The sequence below is a fragment of the Rhodococcus sp. PSi06 genome, from assembly GCF_054960675.1.
The window spans coordinates 424507-443386 of the sequence record NZ_JBHNYO010000001.1 but is presented as its reverse complement, the minus strand read 5'-3'; the positions used below and the strand labels follow the sequence as shown (position 1 = coordinate 443386).

Annotated in this window: 18 protein-coding genes; 6 read left to right on the top strand and 12 right to left on the bottom strand. The window is 64.4% G+C overall.

Features of this window, described 5'->3' with window-relative positions:
- The first annotated feature begins 61 nt into the window (after window positions 1-61).
- The gene (locus ACFI9K_RS02195) at window positions 62-1360 is read left to right on the top strand and encodes an acetyl-CoA C-acetyltransferase (RefSeq protein WP_462662009.1); all 1299 of its coding nucleotides are present in this window, start codon (window positions 62-64) and stop codon (window positions 1358-1360) included.
- A 133-nt stretch (window positions 1361-1493) separates the two neighbouring features.
- Here ACFI9K_RS02195 and ACFI9K_RS02190 read toward each other — a convergent pair whose 3' ends face one another.
- From ACFI9K_RS02190 to ACFI9K_RS02170, 5 genes are read right to left on the bottom strand one after another with little or no spacing between them, the layout of a single operon-like run.
- Complete coding sequence (locus tag ACFI9K_RS02190) at window positions 1494-2813, bottom strand: ABC transporter substrate-binding protein (protein WP_462662008.1); 1320 nt, start codon at window positions 2811-2813, stop codon at window positions 1494-1496.
- Entirely contained in the window at window positions 2810-3853 is a 1044-nt protein-coding gene (locus ACFI9K_RS02185; protein WP_462662007.1) for a branched-chain amino acid ABC transporter permease, read from the bottom strand. The genes ACFI9K_RS02190 and ACFI9K_RS02185 overlap by 4 nt, the downstream gene beginning before the upstream one ends.
- Before the next feature lies 1 nt (window position 3854).
- On the bottom strand, window positions 3855-4733 hold the full coding sequence (locus ACFI9K_RS02180; protein WP_222091775.1) for a branched-chain amino acid ABC transporter permease: 879 nt from the start codon (window positions 4731-4733) through the stop codon (window positions 3855-3857).
- A gap of 22 nt (window positions 4734-4755) precedes the next feature.
- The gene (locus ACFI9K_RS02175; RefSeq protein WP_462662006.1) at window positions 4756-5478 is read right to left on the bottom strand and encodes an ABC transporter ATP-binding protein; all 723 of its coding nucleotides are present in this window, start codon (window positions 5476-5478) and stop codon (window positions 4756-4758) included.
- Entirely contained in the window at window positions 5468-6280 is an 813-nt protein-coding gene (locus ACFI9K_RS02170; protein ID WP_462662005.1) for an ABC transporter ATP-binding protein, read from the bottom strand. The genes ACFI9K_RS02175 and ACFI9K_RS02170 overlap by 11 nt, the downstream gene beginning before the upstream one ends.
- 148 nt (window positions 6281-6428) lie before the next feature.
- Here ACFI9K_RS02170 and ACFI9K_RS02165 point away from each other — a divergent pair, with 148 nt between their 5' ends.
- The 4 genes from ACFI9K_RS02165 to ACFI9K_RS02150 all read left to right on the top strand — a co-directional run bounded on the left by ACFI9K_RS02165 (window position 6429) and on the right by ACFI9K_RS02150 (window position 12111).
- Window positions 6429-7733: a PucR family transcriptional regulator gene (locus ACFI9K_RS02165; RefSeq protein WP_462662004.1), complete on the top strand. Its 1305-nt coding sequence runs from the start codon at window positions 6429-6431 to the stop codon at window positions 7731-7733.
- Between the two features lie 230 nt (window positions 7734-7963).
- Window positions 7964-10195: a VanW family protein gene (locus tag ACFI9K_RS02160; protein WP_462662003.1), complete on the top strand. Its 2232-nt coding sequence runs from the start codon at window positions 7964-7966 to the stop codon at window positions 10193-10195.
- 160 nt (window positions 10196-10355) lie between these two features.
- Window positions 10356-10847 carry a flavin reductase family protein gene (locus ACFI9K_RS02155; protein ID WP_462662002.1) on the top strand — a complete coding sequence of 164 codons (492 nt, stop codon included), beginning with the start codon at window positions 10356-10358 and terminating at the stop codon, window positions 10845-10847.
- A 256-nt stretch (window positions 10848-11103) separates the two neighbouring features.
- The gene (locus ACFI9K_RS02150) at window positions 11104-12111 is read left to right on the top strand and encodes a type IV toxin-antitoxin system AbiEi family antitoxin domain-containing protein (RefSeq protein WP_462662001.1); all 1008 of its coding nucleotides are present in this window, start codon (window positions 11104-11106) and stop codon (window positions 12109-12111) included.
- Window positions 12112-12218: 107 nt separating this feature from the next.
- On the opposite strand, the gene ACFI9K_RS02145 is transcribed toward ACFI9K_RS02150, so the two are convergent.
- A complete protein-coding gene (locus ACFI9K_RS02145; protein WP_462662000.1) occupies window positions 12219-14054 on the bottom strand; it encodes an acyl-CoA dehydrogenase in 1836 nt (611 codons plus the stop codon).
- Window positions 14055-14133: 79 nt separating this feature from the next.
- The gene (locus ACFI9K_RS02140; RefSeq protein ID WP_462661999.1) at window positions 14134-14757 is read right to left on the bottom strand and encodes a class I SAM-dependent methyltransferase; all 624 of its coding nucleotides are present in this window, start codon (window positions 14755-14757) and stop codon (window positions 14134-14136) included.
- Window positions 14758-14925: 168 nt separating this feature from the next.
- Between ACFI9K_RS02140 and ACFI9K_RS02135 the strand changes: the two genes are divergently transcribed.
- Window positions 14926-15360 (top strand): MarR family winged helix-turn-helix transcriptional regulator, encoded by a 435-nt coding sequence (locus ACFI9K_RS02135; protein ID WP_462661998.1) that lies wholly within the window; start codon window positions 14926-14928, stop codon window positions 15358-15360.
- A 6-nt stretch (window positions 15361-15366) separates the two neighbouring features.
- Here the strand turns inward: ACFI9K_RS02135 and ACFI9K_RS02130 are convergent, their stop codons facing one another.
- The 5 genes from ACFI9K_RS02130 to ACFI9K_RS02110 form a co-directional block, all read right to left on the bottom strand.
- Window positions 15367-15528, bottom strand: coding sequence for a hypothetical protein (locus tag ACFI9K_RS02130; protein WP_462661997.1), 162 nt, complete (start codon window positions 15526-15528; stop codon window positions 15367-15369).
- Between the two features lie 170 nt (window positions 15529-15698).
- Window positions 15699-16373, bottom strand: coding sequence for a TIGR04282 family arsenosugar biosynthesis glycosyltransferase (locus ACFI9K_RS02125; RefSeq protein ID WP_462661996.1), 675 nt, complete (start codon window positions 16371-16373; stop codon window positions 15699-15701).
- Window positions 16370-17023 carry a glycosyltransferase family 2 protein gene (locus ACFI9K_RS02120; protein ID WP_462661995.1) on the bottom strand — a complete coding sequence of 218 codons (654 nt, stop codon included), beginning with the start codon at window positions 17021-17023 and terminating at the stop codon, window positions 16370-16372. Before ACFI9K_RS02120 ends, ACFI9K_RS02125 begins: the two co-directional genes overlap by 4 nt.
- Window positions 17016-18074, bottom strand: a complete 1059-nt coding sequence (locus ACFI9K_RS02115; protein ID WP_462661994.1) for an NAD-dependent epimerase/dehydratase family protein — start codon at window positions 18072-18074, stop codon at window positions 17016-17018. Before ACFI9K_RS02115 ends, ACFI9K_RS02120 begins: the two co-directional genes overlap by 8 nt.
- The gene (locus ACFI9K_RS02110) at window positions 18071-18868 is read right to left on the bottom strand and encodes an S-methyl-5'-thioadenosine phosphorylase (RefSeq protein WP_462661993.1); all 798 of its coding nucleotides are present in this window, start codon (window positions 18866-18868) and stop codon (window positions 18071-18073) included. The genes ACFI9K_RS02115 and ACFI9K_RS02110 overlap by 4 nt, the downstream gene beginning before the upstream one ends.
- Between the last annotated feature and the right edge of the window lie 12 nt (window positions 18869-18880).

Genomic DNA, 18880 nt, shown 5'->3' with positions numbered 1-18880 from the left:
GTAAGATGAAACTCCACCAGGGCCATTCCCCACACGCTGGGGACGATGTTTGGAGACGTCAGTGACAAGCAAGCAGCTACGACCGGTCGCAATCGTCGGTGGCAACCGCATTCCGTTCGCGCGTTCGGACAAGAAGTACGCGCTGGCGTCCAACCAGGACATGCTCACTGCCACCATCGATGGTCTCGTGTCGCGATTCGGTCTGCAAGGCGAGCGCCTCGGTCTCGTTGCCGCCGGTGCCGTGCTCAAGCATTCGCGCGATTTCAACCTCACTCGTGAGGTCGTTCTCGGCAGCGCGCTGAGCCCGTACACCCCGGCCTTCGACATCCAGCAGGCCTGCGGCACCGGCCTGCAGTCGATCATTGCCGTCGGCGACGCCATCGCGTCGGGCCGTATCGATGCGGGCATCGGCGGCGGAGTGGACACCACATCCGACGCGCCCATCGGCGTCAACGACGAACTGCGTGAATTCCTGCTCTCCCTGAACCGGGCGAAGACCACCGGCGACCGCATCAAGCTGCTCGGCAACGTCCGTCCGGGCATGCTCGGCATCGAGATTCCGCGCAACGGCGAGCCGCGTACGGGCTTGTCGATGGGTGACCACGCTGCCATCACCGCCAAGGAATTCGGCGTCCGTCGCGAGGACCAGGACGAACTGGCCGCAGCGAGCCACAAGAACATGGCGGTCGCATACGACCGCGGTTTCTTCGACGATCTGGTGACGCCGTTCCTCGGCCTCACTCGCGACGACAACCTGCGTCCGGGATCGACCGTCGAGAAGCTGGCAACGCTCAAGCCGGTGTTCGGAACCAAGCTGGGCGACGCCACGATGACGGCCGGTAACTCGACGCCGCTCACCGACGGTGCGTCGGCCGCACTGCTGTCGAGCGACGAGTGGGCTGCCGAGCGCAACCTCCCGGTGCTCGCGCACCTGGTGGATTCCGAGACTGCAGCGGTCGATTACGTGCACGGCAACGGCTCGTTCAAGGACGGCCTGTTGATGGCTCCGACCTACGCGATTCCGCGTCTGCTCGCTCGTAACGGCCTGACGCTGCAGGACTTCGATTACTACGAGATCCACGAGGCGTTCGCTTCCGTGGTGCTCGCAACTCTGCAGGCATTCGAGAGTGACGAGTACTGCAAGGAGCGTCTGGGACTCGACGGCGCGCTCGGTTCCATCGATCGCAGCAAGCTCAACGTCAACGGATCGTCGCTCGCCGCGGGTCACCCGTTTGCCGCGACCGGCGGCCGCATCGTTGCGACGCTGGCGAAGATGCTGGCCGAGAAGGGCTCGGGCCGCGGCCTGATCTCGATCTGCGCGGCCGGTGGCCAGGGCGTCACGGCCATCATCGAGCGCTGATCACTGCAGCTTCGGCTGCTCCCGAATCGGGGGACACACGGTCGGCGGATCCGGCAATCGAGGGGTTTTCGGATCTGCCGACCAGAACGTGAAAAAGGGCACGCATGCAATGCGTGCCCTTTTTCATGTCCGATCAGCCGGGGATGCCACTCTCCGGCGGGGTCGACTCCTCCCCGGTGTATTCCTCCACCGCCGAGTCGCCGATGTCCGTCTGCAGAACCGGCGTCAGGTACTCGGGCACACCGCCGCGGATCTGGAAGACACTGGCTCCGGAGATTCCGAGGTGGCTTTCGTCCGAGTACCGGAACGGGGCGAGCTGCGGGCCTTCGAAGTCCATTCCGCCGTCCTGGATGGCAGCGACGATGCCTTCACGAGTGGGGTTCTCGCCGGCCGCCTCCAGAGCTTGCACGAATGCATATGCCTGGCTCAGACCGTAGATCCGGTAGTTGGTCAGTGGGTCGCCTGTTCCGTTCTGCGCCCACACCTTCTGCCACAGTTGCGTCCACGGATTTTCCGGGGAGTCGACGCCGGGGATGTACTCCAGCGAGATCATGCCTTCGAGAGACTGCGCGCCGTTGGTGACCGCACCTTGGGAGAAGCGTCCCAGTAGAGAACCGACCAGATCGACGTCGGAACCGATCGAACTGTAGAACCACTCGGGGTCGTAGTTGAGCCTCATGGATGTCAGTTGGCTCAGTGCGGTGTACGAGGGCACGTTGAAGCCCAGAACCAAATCGGCTCCGGCACCCTGCAGAGCGGCGATCTGCGGTGCGACATCGGTATTGCCCGAGGTGTAGCGCACCACCTCGACGATCTGGTCGTCGAGATACTGCCGAACTGCTTCCTCGCTGTCTCGGCCGAGGTCGTCGTCCTGCAGGAACAGGCCGACCTTGGCGTCGGGGCGGTTCTTGGTCACCCAGTCGCCGATGATCTTGCCCTCTACCTGGTAGTCGGGCTGCCAGCCGAAGGTGTTCGGGTACTTCTCGGGGTCGTTGCCCCACATGATCGCGCCGGAAGAGACGAAGAGATCGGGCACACCCTCCTCGTTGAGGAAGTCGATCACTGCGCTGTGGGTGGCCGTGCCGAGTCCGCCCACGACGGCGAACACCTCGTCCTGCAGGACGAGTTCGTTGACGACCTGGGTTGTGGTCGTCGGATCGTAGGAGTCGTCGCGAACCACGTACTCGATCTGTCGGCCGTTGATGCCGCCCGCGGCGTTCACGTAGTCGAAGTACGCCTTCGCGCCCGTGGGGATTTCGCTGTATCCGGGTGCCGCCACCCCGGTCAGCGGGAAGTGGGCTCCGATCTTCACCGAGGTGTCGGTGATGCCGACCGTCGAGCCCTCCGAGGATTCCGTTGCCTCGTCTCTACCGCCTGCACCGCACGCCGCGGCCAGCGAGACGACGGCGACGAGTGCGGTCGTTCTGACCGCCACCGATCCGAACTTCTTCATTTCATCTCTTTTCTGGTTGAACGCAACCTTCGATACGTGCCCACCAAACCCAGTGGGGCGAACAGGATGACCACGACGGTGAATATTCCGGTCACCAGTGGGGCGAGCTCGGCGGACTGCAGACTGCTCAGCCCCAGATCCAGTCCGAGGTTGGTGACCACCGGCGGGATGTACGTCAGCAGGACTGCTCCGATCAGTGCCCCGGACAGGGTTCCGAGCCCACCGATGACGACGGCCGAGAGCAATGTCAGCGAGAGTGTCAGAGTGAAACCGCTCGGTGCCGCGATCCGGGCGGACATCGCGAGCACCGCGCCGCCCGCGCCCGCACAGGCCGCGCTGACGACGAACGCCAGAATGCGCGCGCGCCCGAGGTCGATGCCGGCCAGTTCTGCGGCGACCTCGTCGTCCCGAACAGCTCGCCAGCGGCGGCCGATCCGGCTCGACGACACGTTCGCCAGCAGAAAGAACACGATGACGAGCAGAACCCAACTGACGTAGGCGACGAATTTCGTTCCGCTGAGCTCGTTTCCGGTGACGAAGAACATCACGTCGTCGATCAGGTCCGGGACTTTCGGAGCCGGAACGACGAGCCCCTGTTCACCGCCGAGGTAGTCCGAGAAGTACAGGGCCAGGCCCGGTACGGCGACGGCGAGGGCAAGCGTGGCACCGGCCAGGTAGGGCCCGTGGAGTCGGGCAGCGGCCACACCCACCACGACGCCCACCACAGCAGAGATCACGGTGGCGGCCAGCAGCACGAGGGGCACCGACCATCCCGAATCGTCGGCCCGCAACATCAATGCCGCGGTGTACGCGCCGACGGCCATGAACGCACCGTGTCCGAGGGAAAGCTGGCCGCTCAACCCCGTCAGCACGGTCAGCCCGCCGGCCGCGATCGCCAGGTAGGCAACCGAGGTGAGTTGGCTTTGCCGGAAGGTGCTCAGGGATTCGAGCGCAAGCACGATGACGACGAGTCCGATGACAGCGCAGAGGAAGTGGCGTCGCACCGGGGTTGCCGTGAGGCGAGTGAGAGTTGCGTTCACGTCATACCCTCCTGGCTGCTGCGCTGGCGAACAATCCGCTCGGACGTACGAGGAGTACGACGATGAGGATGATCAACGCCGCGCTGGACACGAGGTCTTGACCGAGGTAGCCGCTGACGAAACTGAGCCCGACTCCCATCAGCAGGCCGCCCACCACTGCGCCGCCGGGACTGTCGAGACCACCGAGAACAGCTGCGACGAAACCGAATACGACGATCGAGTCCATGTACCCGGGGTGCACCAGAGAGCCGCCCGCGATGAGCAGTCCGGCCAGTGAGCCGACCACTGCGGCTAGAGCCCAACCGAGCGTGAGCATTCGACTCACCCGGACTCCCAGCAGTTTGGCCACCTCCTGCTCGAATGCGCTGGCGCGCATCTTCAGCCCCAGATCGGTGAAGCGGAACAGCAGGACGAGCAGTGCCAATACCACCAGGACTGCGATGATCTTGAAGATGTCGTAGCCGGTCAGCGCGACGTTGATCTCTCCGATGCGTTGGCCGGTGAGACCGAACGGTGCTGGGAACGAACGGAACTGGTTACCGAAGATGATGGCCGCGACGGCGTGGATGATGATGAACAACCCGAGCGTGAGAATCACCGGGTTGATGTGGGAGGAACTGTCGACGAACCGGATGACGAGACGCTCGATCAACGCTCCCAGCAGCAGCCCGCTGACGAGTGCGACTGCGAATCCGATCCAGTACGAGTATCCGGCGTCGATGACGACGAGTGCGACGTAGGTGGTGATCATGGCCATCGGGGCCTGGGCGAAGTTGACGATGCGGGTCGATCGCCAGATGAGCACGAGGGCCAGCGCGAAGGCGGCGTAGATCATGCCCGTCGTCACGCCGTTGATGAGGATGGTGAGCAGTTGTTGCACTGTGGCAGTGGTCCTTTCGGCTCTAGAACCCGAGGTAGGCGTGTCGGAGGGCGTCGTCCCCGGCCAGGGTGTCGGCGGGGCCTTCCATCGCGACCTTGCCCAGATCCAGGACTACGGCGTGTTCGGCGATCGACAGCGCGCTACGGGCGTTCTGTTCGACGAGTACGACGGTCATCGATTCGGAATCGACGAGTCCGCGCAGCGTCTCGAAGATCTGTGCGACGACTTTCGGCGCGAGCCCCAGAGACGGTTCGTCGAGCAGCAGAACCGATGGTGTCGCCATCAGTGCTCGACCGATCACCAGCATCTGTCGTTCTCCGCCGGACAGGGTGTGCGCGGACGAGGTCCGCCGGCCTGTCAGTGGTGGGAACATATCGTAGATCCGGTCCAGGGTGACGGCATCATGACTTCGGTTGCGTCCCAATGCTCCGAGTCGGAGATTCTCGTCGACGGTGAGTTCGGCGATCACGCCTCGACCCTCGGGAACGTGGGCCAGCCCTTTGCGGGACATTCGATCCGGTGCTACGCCGACGACGTCGACACCGGCGAGTTCGATCTGCCCGGATACCGGTCGGATGAGGCCCGAGACGGTACGGAGCAGTGTCGTCTTTCCGGCTCCGTTGGCCCCGAGTACGGCGGTGATGGCCCCGGCGGCGACGGTCATCGACACCGAATCCAGGGCGGTCACCGGTCCGTAACGCACGGTGAGATCGGTGATCCTCAGGTGTGCCGCGTCAGTTTTCATGTGCCACTTCGTTTCCGAGGTACGCAGCGAGTACGGCAGGATCCTCGCGGATCTCGTCGGGGGTTCCCTGGGCGATGACCTTGCCGAAATCGAGTACGTAGATGCGGTCGCACACACTCATCACGAGGTCCATGTGGTGTTCGACGAGCATCACCGAAACCGGCGGAGAGTCCGAGCCCGATGGACGAGCGAGAGAACGAATCTCGTCGCCGAGCTCCTTCATTTCGTCGCCGGACAGCCCCGACGCGGGCTCGTCGAGCAGCAGCAGTGTCGGTTCGCTGACGAGTGCACGTGCAAGTGCGACGCGCTTGCGCACCGCGTACGGCAGGCTCGGGGGCAAGCGGTGGGCGTGGTCGTCGATCCGCAATCGTTGCAGCATGGCCATCGCGGTCGAGCGGACCGCAGCGTCGTCGGATGCGCTGGATGGCAATCCGAGCAGGCCCGCAAGAATTCCGGTCCGAGCCGTTCGGTCGGCACCGATCATGACGTTGTCCAGCACGGTCATCCGATCGAACAATCCGAGTCCCTGCAAGGTTCTGCTCATGCCGAGGCGAGGGAGGTCGTGCGGTCGTAGCCGGGGCAGCGTTTCGCCGTGTCGGCCGAGTGTTCCCGATTGCGGCCGAACGAGTCCGCACGCGACGTTGAACAGGGTCGTCTTGCCGGCTCCGTTGGGGCCGATGACTCCGAGGACCTCGCCGGGGCGTACGTCGAGACTCACTCCGGAGAGCGCGACGATCCCGCCGAACGCCACTTCGACGTCCTTCATAGTGAGAACCGGTTCCATCGTGTCGAGAGACTTCAAGTGACGCACCTCACAATCTGTTGCGTTCACTATGGTGCGTCGCGCACAACGGGCGATATGGGCGGTGCGCACAGAATCTTTGGGTCGCTGGGCACCAGTACCGGTCAAATCGCCCTGTCATGTGGGCTCAGTGCGCAAAACTGTGAAGGTGGTTGCTCCAGGTGGTCGACGCGACACGACGCGCTCCGCAGCCCGCGGCGCGGTGACGGACTCGGATCAGGAGAAAATCAGGAGCGCGTGGGCGGCGTTGACGCCACGGGCCGACACGATCGCCGACTCCATCACGTTGGCGCTCATCGAGCAGGAGCCCGCCTACCTCGCCAGCACCACTCCCGACATCGCGGGCGAGATCAGACGCAGTACCCGCGAGCACATCGGTCAGGGGCTCCGCACTCTCGCAGGGCTGCCTGCTGCCAACGACAACACGCGCGAGGTGTGGCGTCGTACCGGTAGGGAGCGTGCCCGTCAGGGGATCCCGATGGAATTGGTACTCAAGGCGTACACGCTCGGTAGTCGAACGCTCTGGGAGGAGTTGATGCTCGAGCGCGAACAATGCCGATCCAGAATCGACGAGCATCTGCTGCTGGTGGCGGGTCAGCAGTTGTGGCGTGCGCTGGACAGTCAGTACGAAACTCTCGTCGAGGCGTACCGGCAGGAGAGTGCCCGCATGCAGCAGCGGGACCTCGCCAACGTTCTGGAAATTCTCGACGGCCTTCGATCCGGGCGCGGCGGCGATCCGGCGTTCGTGATCGAAGCTCGTGCCACCCTTGGCCTTTCGGCGTCACAGCAAATTGCGTGTGTCGTCGGGCCGCTCGACGATCAGGGATCGCCGCCGCTGCCTGCACCCGAGGACGCCTTGGATCAGATCGGCGCGGTATCGCACTGGAACACCCGTGACGGGCATCAATTCGCCCTCGTCGCCCTCGGCGGCGGTTCGTGGAGTTCCGTCGTCGATGCCCTGGCGGCCCAAGCCGTGGGCCCTGTCGGTGTCGCGCATTCGCCGGAGGGGGTGTCTTCGTTCGCGGCTGCGTACCGGTTGGCAGCGTTGACGGCCGAGACCATCACCGAGGGCAGCGGCGTGGCGTTGGCGACGGAGCGACTGCCGAGGGTGATCATGGCCGCCGACCATCAGTCGTCGGAGTTGCTGGTGCGTCACGCTCTCGGCAGTTTGTGGACGCATCCGGAGCCGCATCGCGGAACATTGCTCGACACTCTGGCGCACATGCTCGCCTCCGACGGTTCCCCGACGAATGCAGCCAAGGCGCTCTACTGCCACCGGAACACGGTGATCTACCGCGTCCGCCGGATCGAGGAGTTGACCGGACACGATCTGACCGATCCGCGAGATCGACTCCTGCTCACGTTGGCGCTGGTCAGGACTGGACATTGGACTCGCGCCGTCGGGCAGGGTGACAGTTCGACCTCTCGCGAATCATTCAATCGAATGAATTGACGAGACGATTTTTCACTGGGTGTAACGCATGGCCGAAGAGTGCATATATTCCAGGTGGCTCCGTGCTGCTGCCTGACCCCCGACCCGGCAGCAGCACGGAGCCTTTCTTCGTTCCGACGCCGAACGTCGCCGAGTGAGCGTCGCCTTTCGGTTTGCGTAAGCTCGTGCGCGGGGTACGCCGTGCACACGGGTGGGACTTTCAGCGAGCGGTGGTCTTGGAAGGGTCGAACTTGAGCGAGGGCAACAGTAGGTCGGGCGACGTGCCCAAGGGCGACGAGCCCGGCCCCGACGTACCTCCGTACGACGCTCCGACCGAAGTGTTCGGAGCAGTCACGGACGAGACCGACGCGTCGAAGCAGCCGTCCGAGATCGATGGCCCGCCCGACGAGATGCCCGACGACGCGTCGGCCGACGGCACGAACGCCGCAGAACCCACCACTCATCCAGATTCGACGGAATCCGACCCGACCGAGTCCGACCCGACCGATGCCGTCACCACAGAGGTCGTCGGATCCGGCGGTTCGGCGGACGACGTCGAGTCGGCTTCGTCCCCCTCGGCCCCGGAACGGACTCCCGCCGCGGACGAGTCGCCGACCCTGGCGCAGCCGGCAGTACCTGCAGAGCCCGCTGCCGCCGAGCAGCCGGGGGTTCTCGCGGACTCCGGTTCGGCAGCCGAACCACCGGCGACGCCCCCGGATGAGGAGAATCGGCAGACAGCGGAGCCCGGTTTCACGCCGCCCTGGCGGAAGATCGCCATCGGCACCGGTGCGGTGGTGGCCGTTCTGACGTTGTTTTACGCCGCAGACTGGATCACCTCGAGCGATCGGGTTCCCCGTGGTGTCACCGTCGCCGGAATCGACGTCGGCGGAAAGTCGCATTCCGACGCGGAAGCCGCGTTGCGATCCGAGCTCGAACCCCGCGCAGAGCAACCCGTTCAGGTCGACGTGGGCGATCGACAGGTCGACGTGCTCCCCGTTGCCGCCGGTCTCGGAGTCGATTGGGACGCGACGCTCGACCGTGCGGGATCTCAGCCGATCAATCCGGTCACCCGATTGACGTCGTTCTTCGGTAGCCGCGAGATCGGCGTCGTCTCGACCGTGGACGAGCAGGCGTTGACCGCCGTCGTCGACGGGCTCCGGGCCGAAACCGATCGTGCGCCCGTCGAAGGTGACGTCGTGTTCGAGGGCACCACTGCCGTGGCTGTTGCACCACTGGCCGGCCGGGTGTTGGACGCCGACGGTACGCGTCGGAACTTGCAGACCGAATGGGCAACGGGTGCAACGGAAGTGGCCTACCAGTCGACCCCGGTATCGGTGACGCAGGACGCCGTGGATCGCGCCCTGGCCGACATTGCCGTTCCTGCGACGTCGGCCCCGGTGATCGTCGCCGGCAGGCAGAACGTCGACGCGACGCTGACTCCGGATCGCGTGGGTGAGGTGTTGCGCTTCGATCCGGACGGCCAGGGCGGGCTCACTCCCGTCTATGACACCGACGTCGCCACCGGCATTCTCGCTCCACAGCTGGTACGCACCGAGGTGCCCCCGAAGGACGCGTCGTTCACCTTCTCCGGCGGTGCGCCGACCGTCGTACCCGGAGTGATGGGCGAGCTGGTGGAGTGGCGCAAGACCCTCGAACAGCTGCCGGCACTGCTGGCTGCGGACGGGCCCCGCACCACCGAGGCGATCTACGAACCCGCTCCGCCTGCACTGACCACCGAGGGTGCACAGAATCTCGGTGTGCGAGAAGTGATCGCGGAGTACACCACCGGCGGCTTCGAGTATGCGTCCGGCGTCAATATCGGGCTCACGGCGCAGATCGTCAACGGTGCGCTCGTGAAGCCGAAAGAGACGTTCTCGCTCAACGGATACACCGGTCCGCGGGGTACGGCGCAGGGTTTCGTCGAGTCGGGGATCATCGACAACGGTCGCCCCGATCGCGCCGTCGGCGGAGGCATCAGCCAATTCGCGACGACGCTGTACAACGCGTCCTACTTCGCCGGCATGGAAGACACCGATCACACCGAGCACAGCTACTACATCAGCCGGTATCCCGAGGCCCGAGAGGCAACGGTTTTCGAGGGTGCCATCGACCTGAAGTTCACCAACCCCAACGACACCGGCGTGGTCATCGAATCGTTCGCCGATTCGTCCAGCGTCACCGTGCGGCTCTGGGGAACCAAGACCGTCGACGTCGAATCGATCACCGGTCCGCGTACCAGGCCCACGTCACCCAACACGGTGACGCTGCCCGCCGGTGCCGGCTGCGTCGCATCCGGTGGGGGGCCGGGATTCACGGCCAGTGATACCAAGGTCATCAGCGATGCCGCGTCGGGCAGGGAGATTTCGCGCAACACCAGAACGGTGAAGTACGACCCGATTCCCATCGTGAAGTGCGTTCAGCCCGACCGTCCGGACCCATCTCCGGCACCTCGACCCGACGCCGCGCCGGAGCCTGATGAGTGACGACCGAGCACATTCGAATCACCTCGAGCCGGACTGTGGCGTCGACGCCCGATCGGGTGTTTGCTGGTAACAGGGACCTGCTGGAAATCAATGTGTCCGTGCGGGGGTTGCACTGCACAGGTGCAGCGCTGCACCAGACCACCGAAAGGGAGCATCTCTCATGACGCTCACACGTACCGTCCTCGATCAGCAGACTCTGCGCGAGGCGTACGCCCAATTCCCCAGCGGCGTCGTGGCGATCGCCGCGAAGATCGACGGCGTGCCGGTGGGGTTGGCTGCGAGTAGCTTCGTCTCGGTATCCATCGATCCGCCCCTGGTGGCCGTGTGCATCCAGAACACGTCGACGACGTGGCCCAAGCTCGAAGCGGCTCCCAACATCGGCGTCAGCGTTCTCGGCGAGGCACACAACGATGCCGTGCGAACGCTGGCGGCCAAAACCGGTGACCGATTCGCCGGTCTCGATCTCACCGTCACAGACGGGGGAGCCGCATTCATCGTCGGTGCCACAGCGTGGCTCGACACCACCATCGATCAGCAAATTCCAGCGGGCGACCACACCATCGTGTTGCTGCGCATACATTCACTGGAAGTGCAGAGCGAAGTGAACCCGATCGTGTTCCACGGCAGCAAGTTCCGCAAACTGCAGCAATAGTTTCTGTTCGAGGGGTTCGGTTTCGGGGTTCGCCGGCCCAGAATTCGCAAACGCGCGCGCCTTTGCCGAACGCGCGCAGAATTACGGCTTGACCGCGAACAAAGCTGCGCGCACCTGACAAACGCGCGCGCCTTTGCGCGACCTAGCATGCGATGAACTGGTACGCCTGTACCTGTATCAATCCACAGGCCCGAAGTTGTGCACAGTCATCTGCTTTCGGGCGCGACTCTGTCGAGGAGTAGCCGAGACTCGGAGCATGAAGGACGACCGAATGGTTCGACGCTCCGAGGCGCTGGTACACGGGATCGCCGACCACGAGTTGCGGGCACTGTACGAGCGGGGTGGCTGGGAGCGTCTTGTGAACGGCGTCTACGTTCCGTCGTCGAGGTTGGCCGAATTGACGGAAACGGAGCGGCACAGACTGTTGATCGACGCTGTATTGCCGGCCTTGTCCGAGGGCTACGTCGTCAGTCATCGCTCGGCTGCGCTACTGCACGAATTGCCGTTACCGGTTGGCGGATTCGGCAAGGTTCACGTCACCCGGCACCGCCGCGGCGGCGGTCGCACGAACACCGCGGTGACCGTGCACTGTGCACCGTCGGTTTCGAGCGTGACAGTAGACGGTATTTCGGTGACCTCGCTGGCTCGGACGGTGGTCGACCTTGCTCGAACCGAGACGCTGCTGTCTGCAGTAATTGCAGGTGACGTGGCTCTGAGGCGCTGCGATTCGCGGGAGCTGGACGCGGAGTTGCAGCTGGCTCGTGGATGGAAAGGTGTGGCGCAGGCGCGACGAGCTGTGAAAGTCATGGATGGCCGCAGCGAGAACCCTGGCGAATCGCAGAGCCGAATGATTCTGTGCGAGGGTGGATTCGACGTCGAATCGCAGGTGGAGATACTGGATCTACGCGGTCGGTCGGTGGCGCGGATCGACTGGCTGGTCAATGGCGTCGTCGTGTGTGAGTTCGATGGTAAAGCCAAGTACACCAAGTACTTACGCCAGGGTGAGAGTCCCGGCGACGTGGTGTTCAAGGAGAAGGTGCGGGAGGACGCGGTGCGCGATCTCGGCTATCCGGTGGGACATGGGCGGACCTGGCGAATCCGGCAGAGTTGGTGGCTCGCGTTGCACGAGCCGTGGAGCGGTCCGCTGCTCTGCCGCCACCGCTGGGGAGCATCCGACTTACATCGAGTGGACAGCAAACGCGCTCGCATTCGCTGGACGCGCGCGAAATCGCCTGACGATGTCGGGGAATTCGCGCGCACCTGACAAATGCGCGCGCGTTTGCGGACGACCCGGGCCGACAACGAAACTCGGCCCAACAACGAGCAAGGGCCACACCTGCGAACAGGTGCGGCCCTTGTCTTTTCAGGGAATCAGAACGCTGCTTCGTCCAGTTCCATGATGTCGTTGTCGATGTTGGTCAGGATTGCTCGCGTCGAGGTGAGCTGCGGGAGGATGTTCTTGGCGAAGAACGAGGCCACTGCGATCTTGCCCTCGTAGAACGCCTTTTCCTTGCCCTCTGCGCCGTTGTCCAGTGCGGCGATGGCGATCTCGGACTGACGCAGCAGCAGCCAGCCGATGAGCAGGTCGCCGAAGCCCATCAGGAATCGCACCGATGCCAGACCGACCTTGTACAGCTCGGTGGGCTGATCCTGTGCGCCCATGAGGTGCTGGGTCATCGAGGTGACGATGGCCTGCACGTCTTCGAGTGCGGTGGCGAGCAGTGCGCGCTCGGCCTTGAGGCGGCCGTTGCCTGCTTCGCTGTCGATGAACGACTTGATCTGTCCGGCAACGTGAGCCAGGGCCACACCGCGGTCGCGGGCGATCTTGCGGAAGAAGAAGTCCTGCGCCTGGATGGCGGTGGTTCCCTCGTACAGCGAATCGATCTTGGCGTCACGGATGTACTGCTCGAGTGGGTAGTCCTGCAGGAAGCCGGAGCCGCCGAAGGTCTGTAGGGACTCGGCCAGCACCTGGTAGGCGATTTCCGATCCGACGCCCTTGACGATGGGGAGCAGGAGGTCGTTGACGCGGTATGCGATGTCCGCGTCGGCGTCCGAGACCTGCTTGGCGGTGATCGGGTCCTGGTGTGCTGCGGTGAAGAGGTACACCGCACGCAGGCCCTCGGAGTACGCCTTCTGCAGCATGAGGCTGCGGCGGACGTCGGGGTGGTGCGTGATGGTGACGCGCGGTGCGGTCTTGTCGGTCATCTGCGTCAGGTCGGCACCCTGGACGCGCTCCTTGGCGTACTCGAGTGCGTTGAGGTAGCCGGTGGAGAGGGTGCCGATTGCCTTGGTGCCCACCATCATTCGAGCGTGCTCGATGACGTCGAACATCTGCGCGATGCCCTTGTGAACCTCGCCGACGAGCCAGCCCTTGGCGGGAACGCCGTGGCCACCGAAGGTGAGCTCGCAGGTGGTGGAGGCCTTGAGGCCCATCTTGTGCTCGACGCCGGTCACGAATGCACCGTTGCGCTCGCCCAGTTCACCCTTCTCGAAGTCGAAGAGTACGGACGGGACGAAGAACAGGCTCAGGCCCTTGGTGCCCGGTCCGGCACCTTCGGGGCGAGCGAGAACGAGGTGGAAGATGTTCTCGAACAGGTCGTCCGATACGGCGGAGGTAATGAAGCGCTTGACGCCTTCGATGTGCCACGAGCCGTCGTCCTGCTTGATGGCCTTGGTGCGTCCTGCGCCCACGTCGGATCCGGCGTCGGGCTCGGTGAGTACCATCGTGGCACCCCAGCCGCGGTCGACGATGACCTTGGCCCATTCCTTCTGCTCATCGGTTCCGTTGTGGTACAGGATGTTTGCGAAGCCAGGGCCGGCGGAGTACATGAAAGCTGCAGGCTGCGAGCCGAGGAGCATCTCGTTCATACCCCACAGGAGGTTGCGGGGAGCGGGGGTTCCGCCGATTTCCTCGTCGAGGCCGACGCGCCACCACTCACCGTCGAAGAGTGCCTTGAACGACTTCTTGAAGGATTCCGGCAGTGCGACGGTGTGGGTGTCGGGATCGAAGACCGGCGGGTTGCGGTCCGCGTCTGCGAAGGACTCGGCCAGTGGACCCTCGGCCAGGCGCACGACCTCGCGGAGCATGTCGCGGGCGACTTCGCCGTCCATATCGCCGAAGTTGTCGCCTTCGAGTGTCTCGTCGAGGCCGAACAGCTCGAAGAGGTTGAACTCGAGGTCCCGAAGGTTGCTCTTGTAATGGCCCATTGCTCGTTCGCTCTCCAGTCGGTGGTGCGGTCTCGTAAGTACCGCCCAAGTTAGCTACTCGTCGGTAACATAAGCGATGTTACCCCCGATCCGTTTCGCTGCCAAGACCAGACCTACTCGCCAGTAGCAGTGCATCGATCGCCGTGCCGCCGCTCACGTCTCGATACCGATTTTCGGCGGTCTCGACAGTCAGGCGCGAGCCTATGTCGGAAACCAAATCGTCAGGTGTGTACAGGATTTCGACCTCCTGTGGGCCGCCGACGCCCTCGGTGATGTTCGACGAGTGGTGTCCGAGAATCATGAGGATTCCATCAGGTTTCAGTGCTGAAACGGCGGCCGATACGGCTCGGCGTCGCTCGTCCGGCGGCAAATGGAGGTACAACATGAGCACCAGGTCATAGTTGGGCTCTGTTGCCAATTGCGTCACATCTGCGTGGATCCAGGTCAGGCGCTCGCGAACCGACCTGGGGGCCGAGTGGGCCACTCGACTTGCCCGCGTCAGCGCTACTGAGGAGAAATCGACCGCGTCGACGGTCCAGCCGCGGGTTGCCAGCCAGATGGCGTTTCGACCCTGACCCGACGCGAGATCCAGAGCGCGACCACGCTTCAGTGAGGTCGCGACCTCGACCACAGTGGTATTCGGTGCCTCGCCGTATACGAGTTCTCGGCGGTCGTATTTGCGATCCCAGTCCGTGGCGTCCACCTGCGGAAGCCTAGTGGGGCCACCGCGGCGTGGCGCGCAGCAACAGAACCTCGTGGTTCGAGTGCGCCGGGAACCGTATCGGTGCCCTGTTCGAGGGGTGATGAATCGACCGATCCGCTGTTTCGGTCGAATCGGGCGAATGCCCCTCGATGTCGTAATCTGGACAGCGTGAGTGATGTACCCGATTCCCAGTTGGCGCGGGATTTGTCCGTCAGCGCGATGCGGCTCAACCGAAGGCTGCGGTTGCGCCATTCCAGCGACAGATTGCCCGTTGCTCAGTTGTCGATTCTGACGACGTTGCTGCGCGAGGGGCCGATGACGACGGGTGAGCTGGCAGCGCGGGAGCGCATCAAACCACCATCGGTGTCTAGGTCCTCGCATTCGCTGGTGGAGGCGGGACTGATCTCCCGGGCACCACACCCGACGGATGGCAGGCAGGTGGTTCTGCAACTGACCGATTCCGGAACCGCGGCTGCGCGCGAAGAGGTTGCGTCTCGAGAGATTGCGCTCGCCGAACAGCTGAAAGATTTGACGCCGAAGGAACGGGAAACGCTGGCCTCGGCCGCGAGCATTCTGACCGGGATCGTCGAACAGGTCGATTGAAACGGGTCAGCTGTCGTTGCTGACTTCGTGGTCGAGAGTGCCGATATCCCACTCGAGGGTCGAGCCCAACTCTTCCGAATCAGCCCGGTGCGCCACGCGACCGAGGACGGTGGCGGCGATTGCCGCGCACACCATCCATGCGGTAACGATTATCCACAACCCGGTCATGACACACTTTCTAGCACTCGTGTCTGTGAAATCGCCGTGAAACGGTGATTGGGCTTTGTTGCAATTCGATATTGGTCGGTGACGGCTGGACAATCCGGTCAGATCGAAGGCACTGCTCCGCAACAGATGTGGAGCTTTTCGGGCCGTGATCGATTCCGGTGAAACAAACCTCACGTAACGTACTGAAAATCCCGGTTCGTTCGAATTCGGTCGACGGCAATACGGAATCGACTGTTCGATGCGCAGACGCGCGAGACCGGATCGAGGTCCGTCTCGAAATCCACATCCCGTAAATCCTCCAGCGCCACCAGAGACGCCCCCGCGGCCGTCAGGGCGGCGCGCGTGTCGGTACCGGTCGATGGTTCTGACATCGGTACAGACAGCAGTGCCCGAGCCATGGCGGGGTCACGTAGGCCCAGTGCCCACCAGCCGCCGTCCTCGGCGGGCCCGATCACGTCACTGCCGTCGAGCTGTGCGGCGGCGTCGGAGAGCATGCGCGCGGTCACCTGGGGCGTATCCATGCCGATTTGCAGGACGGCTCCGCCGTTGGCTGCGTCGGCGTGTGCATTGGCCAGCCGTTCCCCCAGACCGTCGCCGCGCTGCGCTATCACCGTGAACGACGCGAGTGCGCGGGTCAGTTCCTGGGTGCGAGCCGCGTCGGCCAGGGTGCCGGTGAGGGCCACGACGCGATGGTCGACGTCCGCCGCCGAGACGGCATCGAGGGTGTCCAGCAGCGAGGCTGCGGCCAGCTCGGCCGCAGCTGCATCTCCGATCGTGGCGGCAAGTCGAGTCTTGGCCAGGCCTGGAACCGGAGCTTTGGCGACGACGAGGGCAGTGACGATCACGAGAGCACCTTCCAGAAATCGCGGACGGCGACGATCGTCCCTTTCACCGAGCCCGAAACCTTGGATGTTCCTGCGGTTCTCGGACGGTAGTCCACATCGTGTTCGACGACGGTCCAGCCGGCTTCGGCTGCCAGCACGAGTAGCTGCAGCGGGTAACCGGAGCGGCGGTCGGTGACGTCGAGGTCGAGCAGTGCCTGTCGGCGTACCGCCCGGATTGCCCCGAGATCGTGTACCGGCAGCTTGTACTTGGTCCGGAGTCGAAGGGACAGAACGGCATTACCGATCCTGGCGTGCAGGGGTGAACTGCCCTTGGCCGGTCGCCGACGGCCGACGGCGAGGTCGGCCCGATCGAGGGCCGCCACGAGCGTCGGCAGGTCACGTGGATCCATCGAGCCGTCTCCGTCGAGAACGCAGACGATGTCGGTGTCGGCGGCCAGCACTCCCGCATGCACGGCCGCTCCGTAGCCCGGCACGGACTCTGCCACCACGGTGGCTCCGTGCGCCGCTGCGACGGCCGCGGTGTCGTCGGTCGAATTGTTGTCCACCACGATCGTCCGATACCCGGGCGGCATCGAATCCAGCACTGCGGGAAGCGATTCGGCTTCGTTCATGCACGGCACGACGACGGTCACCGAAGCCCGGTCAGACACGAGGTGGTCCCGTACCCTCGGCGTCGCGCAACGGTGCGTCGGCGAAGGCGGTGAGACCGTCTCGGGGCATGATCTTCGCGCGGAATCCGAGGGTGCGTTCGGCCAGTTCGGAACTGGCGACGATGTGCCTTACATCGCCCGCTCGGTACTGCCCGGTGATCTCGGGTGCCGGCCCGCCGCGTGCGTCGGCGAGGATGCCGGCGACGTCGCCGATGGTGATCGGTTGTCCGGAACACACGTTGAGAGCGGTGAAGCCGCGGAGCTCTGCGGAGATCGACGCGATGTTGGCTGCCGCGACGTCGTGCACGTGGACGAAGTCGCGGGCCTGTTTACCGTCCTCGTACACCGTCGGAGCCTGGCCCCGTTCGAGAGATGATCGAAACATCGCGGCCACACCGGAATACGGGGTGTTGCGCGGCATGTTCGGCCCGTAGACGTTGTGGTAGCGCAGTGCGACCACCGATCCACCGGTGGCGATCGACCAGGCATAGGCGTAGTTCTCTTGCGCCAGTTTGCTGGCGGCATAGGTACTTCTGGGTTCCAGTCGCGAATCCTCCTCGACCAGAAGCCAATCGAGTGGCTCACCGGATTCGGGGTCGCGGTTGTCGAACATGCCGGCGTCGAGGTCGGCGCGTGAGCGGGGTCGAGGAACGACTGTTTCGCCCGACGAATTGAGGTACCGCCCTTCGCCGTAGACGACCATCGAGGACGCGAGGACCAGTCGGGAGCAGCCCGCCTCGTACATGGCTGCGAGCAGAACTGCCGTCCCGTAGTCGTTGTGGCTTGCGTAGGCCGGGGCATCTGCGGCGTCGACGCCTGCCCCTACGACTGCGGCCTGATGACACACGACGTCCACTCCGCGCAGTGCCTCGACGAGCGCGTTCTTGTCTCGCACGTCGAGGTCGACGATCTCATCGGCACGGGCGTCGGGGCCGTGCGCTGATTCGAGCATTGCGTCGACGGCCACCACGTCGAGGTCGGCAGTGCGGGCGGCGTCGAGGATGTGGCCGCCGATGAAACCGGCTGCCCCGGTGAGCAGTACCCGCGTCATGGCAGCTCGATCGGCAGGGTGACACCGGTGTGCACGCGGCAGGTGGGACAGTCCCCGGTAGGAGCGGCGCGAACGGCTGATCGAACCAGTGCTTTGAGCGGTTCGATGTTCTTCTGGAATTCCGCGAACACGTCCACAGCTCTGACGCCTTGGCCGGATTCGATCCCGGCATCGAGGTCGGTCACCAGTGCTATCGGGGCGTAACAGAGCTCGAGTTCCCGCGCGAGTACAGCCTCGGGATGACCGGTCATGTTGACCAATGTCCACCCCTGGCGGGCGAACCACTGGCTTTCCGCGCGAGTGGAGAACCGAGGACCCTCGACCACCACCATGACACCGCCGTCCACAGCGGACCCCTGGACGGCCGAGGTGCGCAACTCCCCGCAATAGGGATCGGCGAATTCGACGTGGATGCCGCCGTTGTCGAAGTACGTCTGCTTGCGTCCCGACGTTCGATCGACGAGTTGATCGGGAATCACCACTGTTCCGGGGCCGTACTCGGGTACCAGCGATCCGACGGCGCAGGGCGCGAACACCCGGCTCACCCCGAGCATCCGTAGCGCCCACATGTTCGCGCGGTACGGCAACGTGTGTGGGGAGAACTCGTGGTTGCGGCCGTGCCTGGGCAGGAACGCCACCTGCCGACCCTCCACCTCGCCCAGCGTGATGGGAGCGCTCGGTGATCCGTAGGGGGTGTCGAGCACGATCTCCTCGGCGTCGTCGGAGAAGAACGAGTAGAAGCCGCTACCGCCGATGACGGCGACCTCGGCCCGTCCGTGCACGTGCTTGTTCATCTGCTCATCCTC

Bases quoted from the DNA above. Each gene is read 5' to 3' on its own strand.
- ACFI9K_RS02190 (WP_462662008.1), bottom strand. From the start codon at position 2,813: ATGAAGAAGTTCGGATCGGTGGCGGTCAGAACGACCGCACTCGTCGCC.
- ACFI9K_RS02175 (WP_462662006.1), bottom strand. From the start codon at position 5,478: ATGAAAACTGACGCGGCACACCTGAGGATCACCGATCTCACCGTGCGT.
- ACFI9K_RS02155 (WP_462662002.1), top strand. From the start codon at position 10,356: ATGACGCTCACACGTACCGTCCTCGATCAGCAGACTCTGCGCGAGGCG.
- ACFI9K_RS02150 (WP_462662001.1), top strand. From the start codon at position 11,104: ATGAAGGACGACCGAATGGTTCGACGCTCCGAGGCGCTGGTACACGGG.
- ACFI9K_RS02145 (WP_462662000.1), bottom strand. From the start codon at position 14,054: ATGGGCCATTACAAGAGCAACCTTCGGGACCTCGAGTTCAACCTCTTC.
- ACFI9K_RS02130 (WP_462661997.1), bottom strand. From the start codon at position 15,528: ATGACCGGGTTGTGGATAATCGTTACCGCATGGATGGTGTGCGCGGCA.
- ACFI9K_RS02115 (WP_462661994.1), bottom strand. From the start codon at position 18,074: ATGACGCGGGTACTGCTCACCGGGGCAGCCGGTTTCATCGGCGGCCAC.
- ACFI9K_RS02110 (WP_462661993.1), bottom strand. From the start codon at position 18,868: ATGAACAAGCACGTGCACGGACGGGCCGAGGTCGCCGTCATCGGCGGT.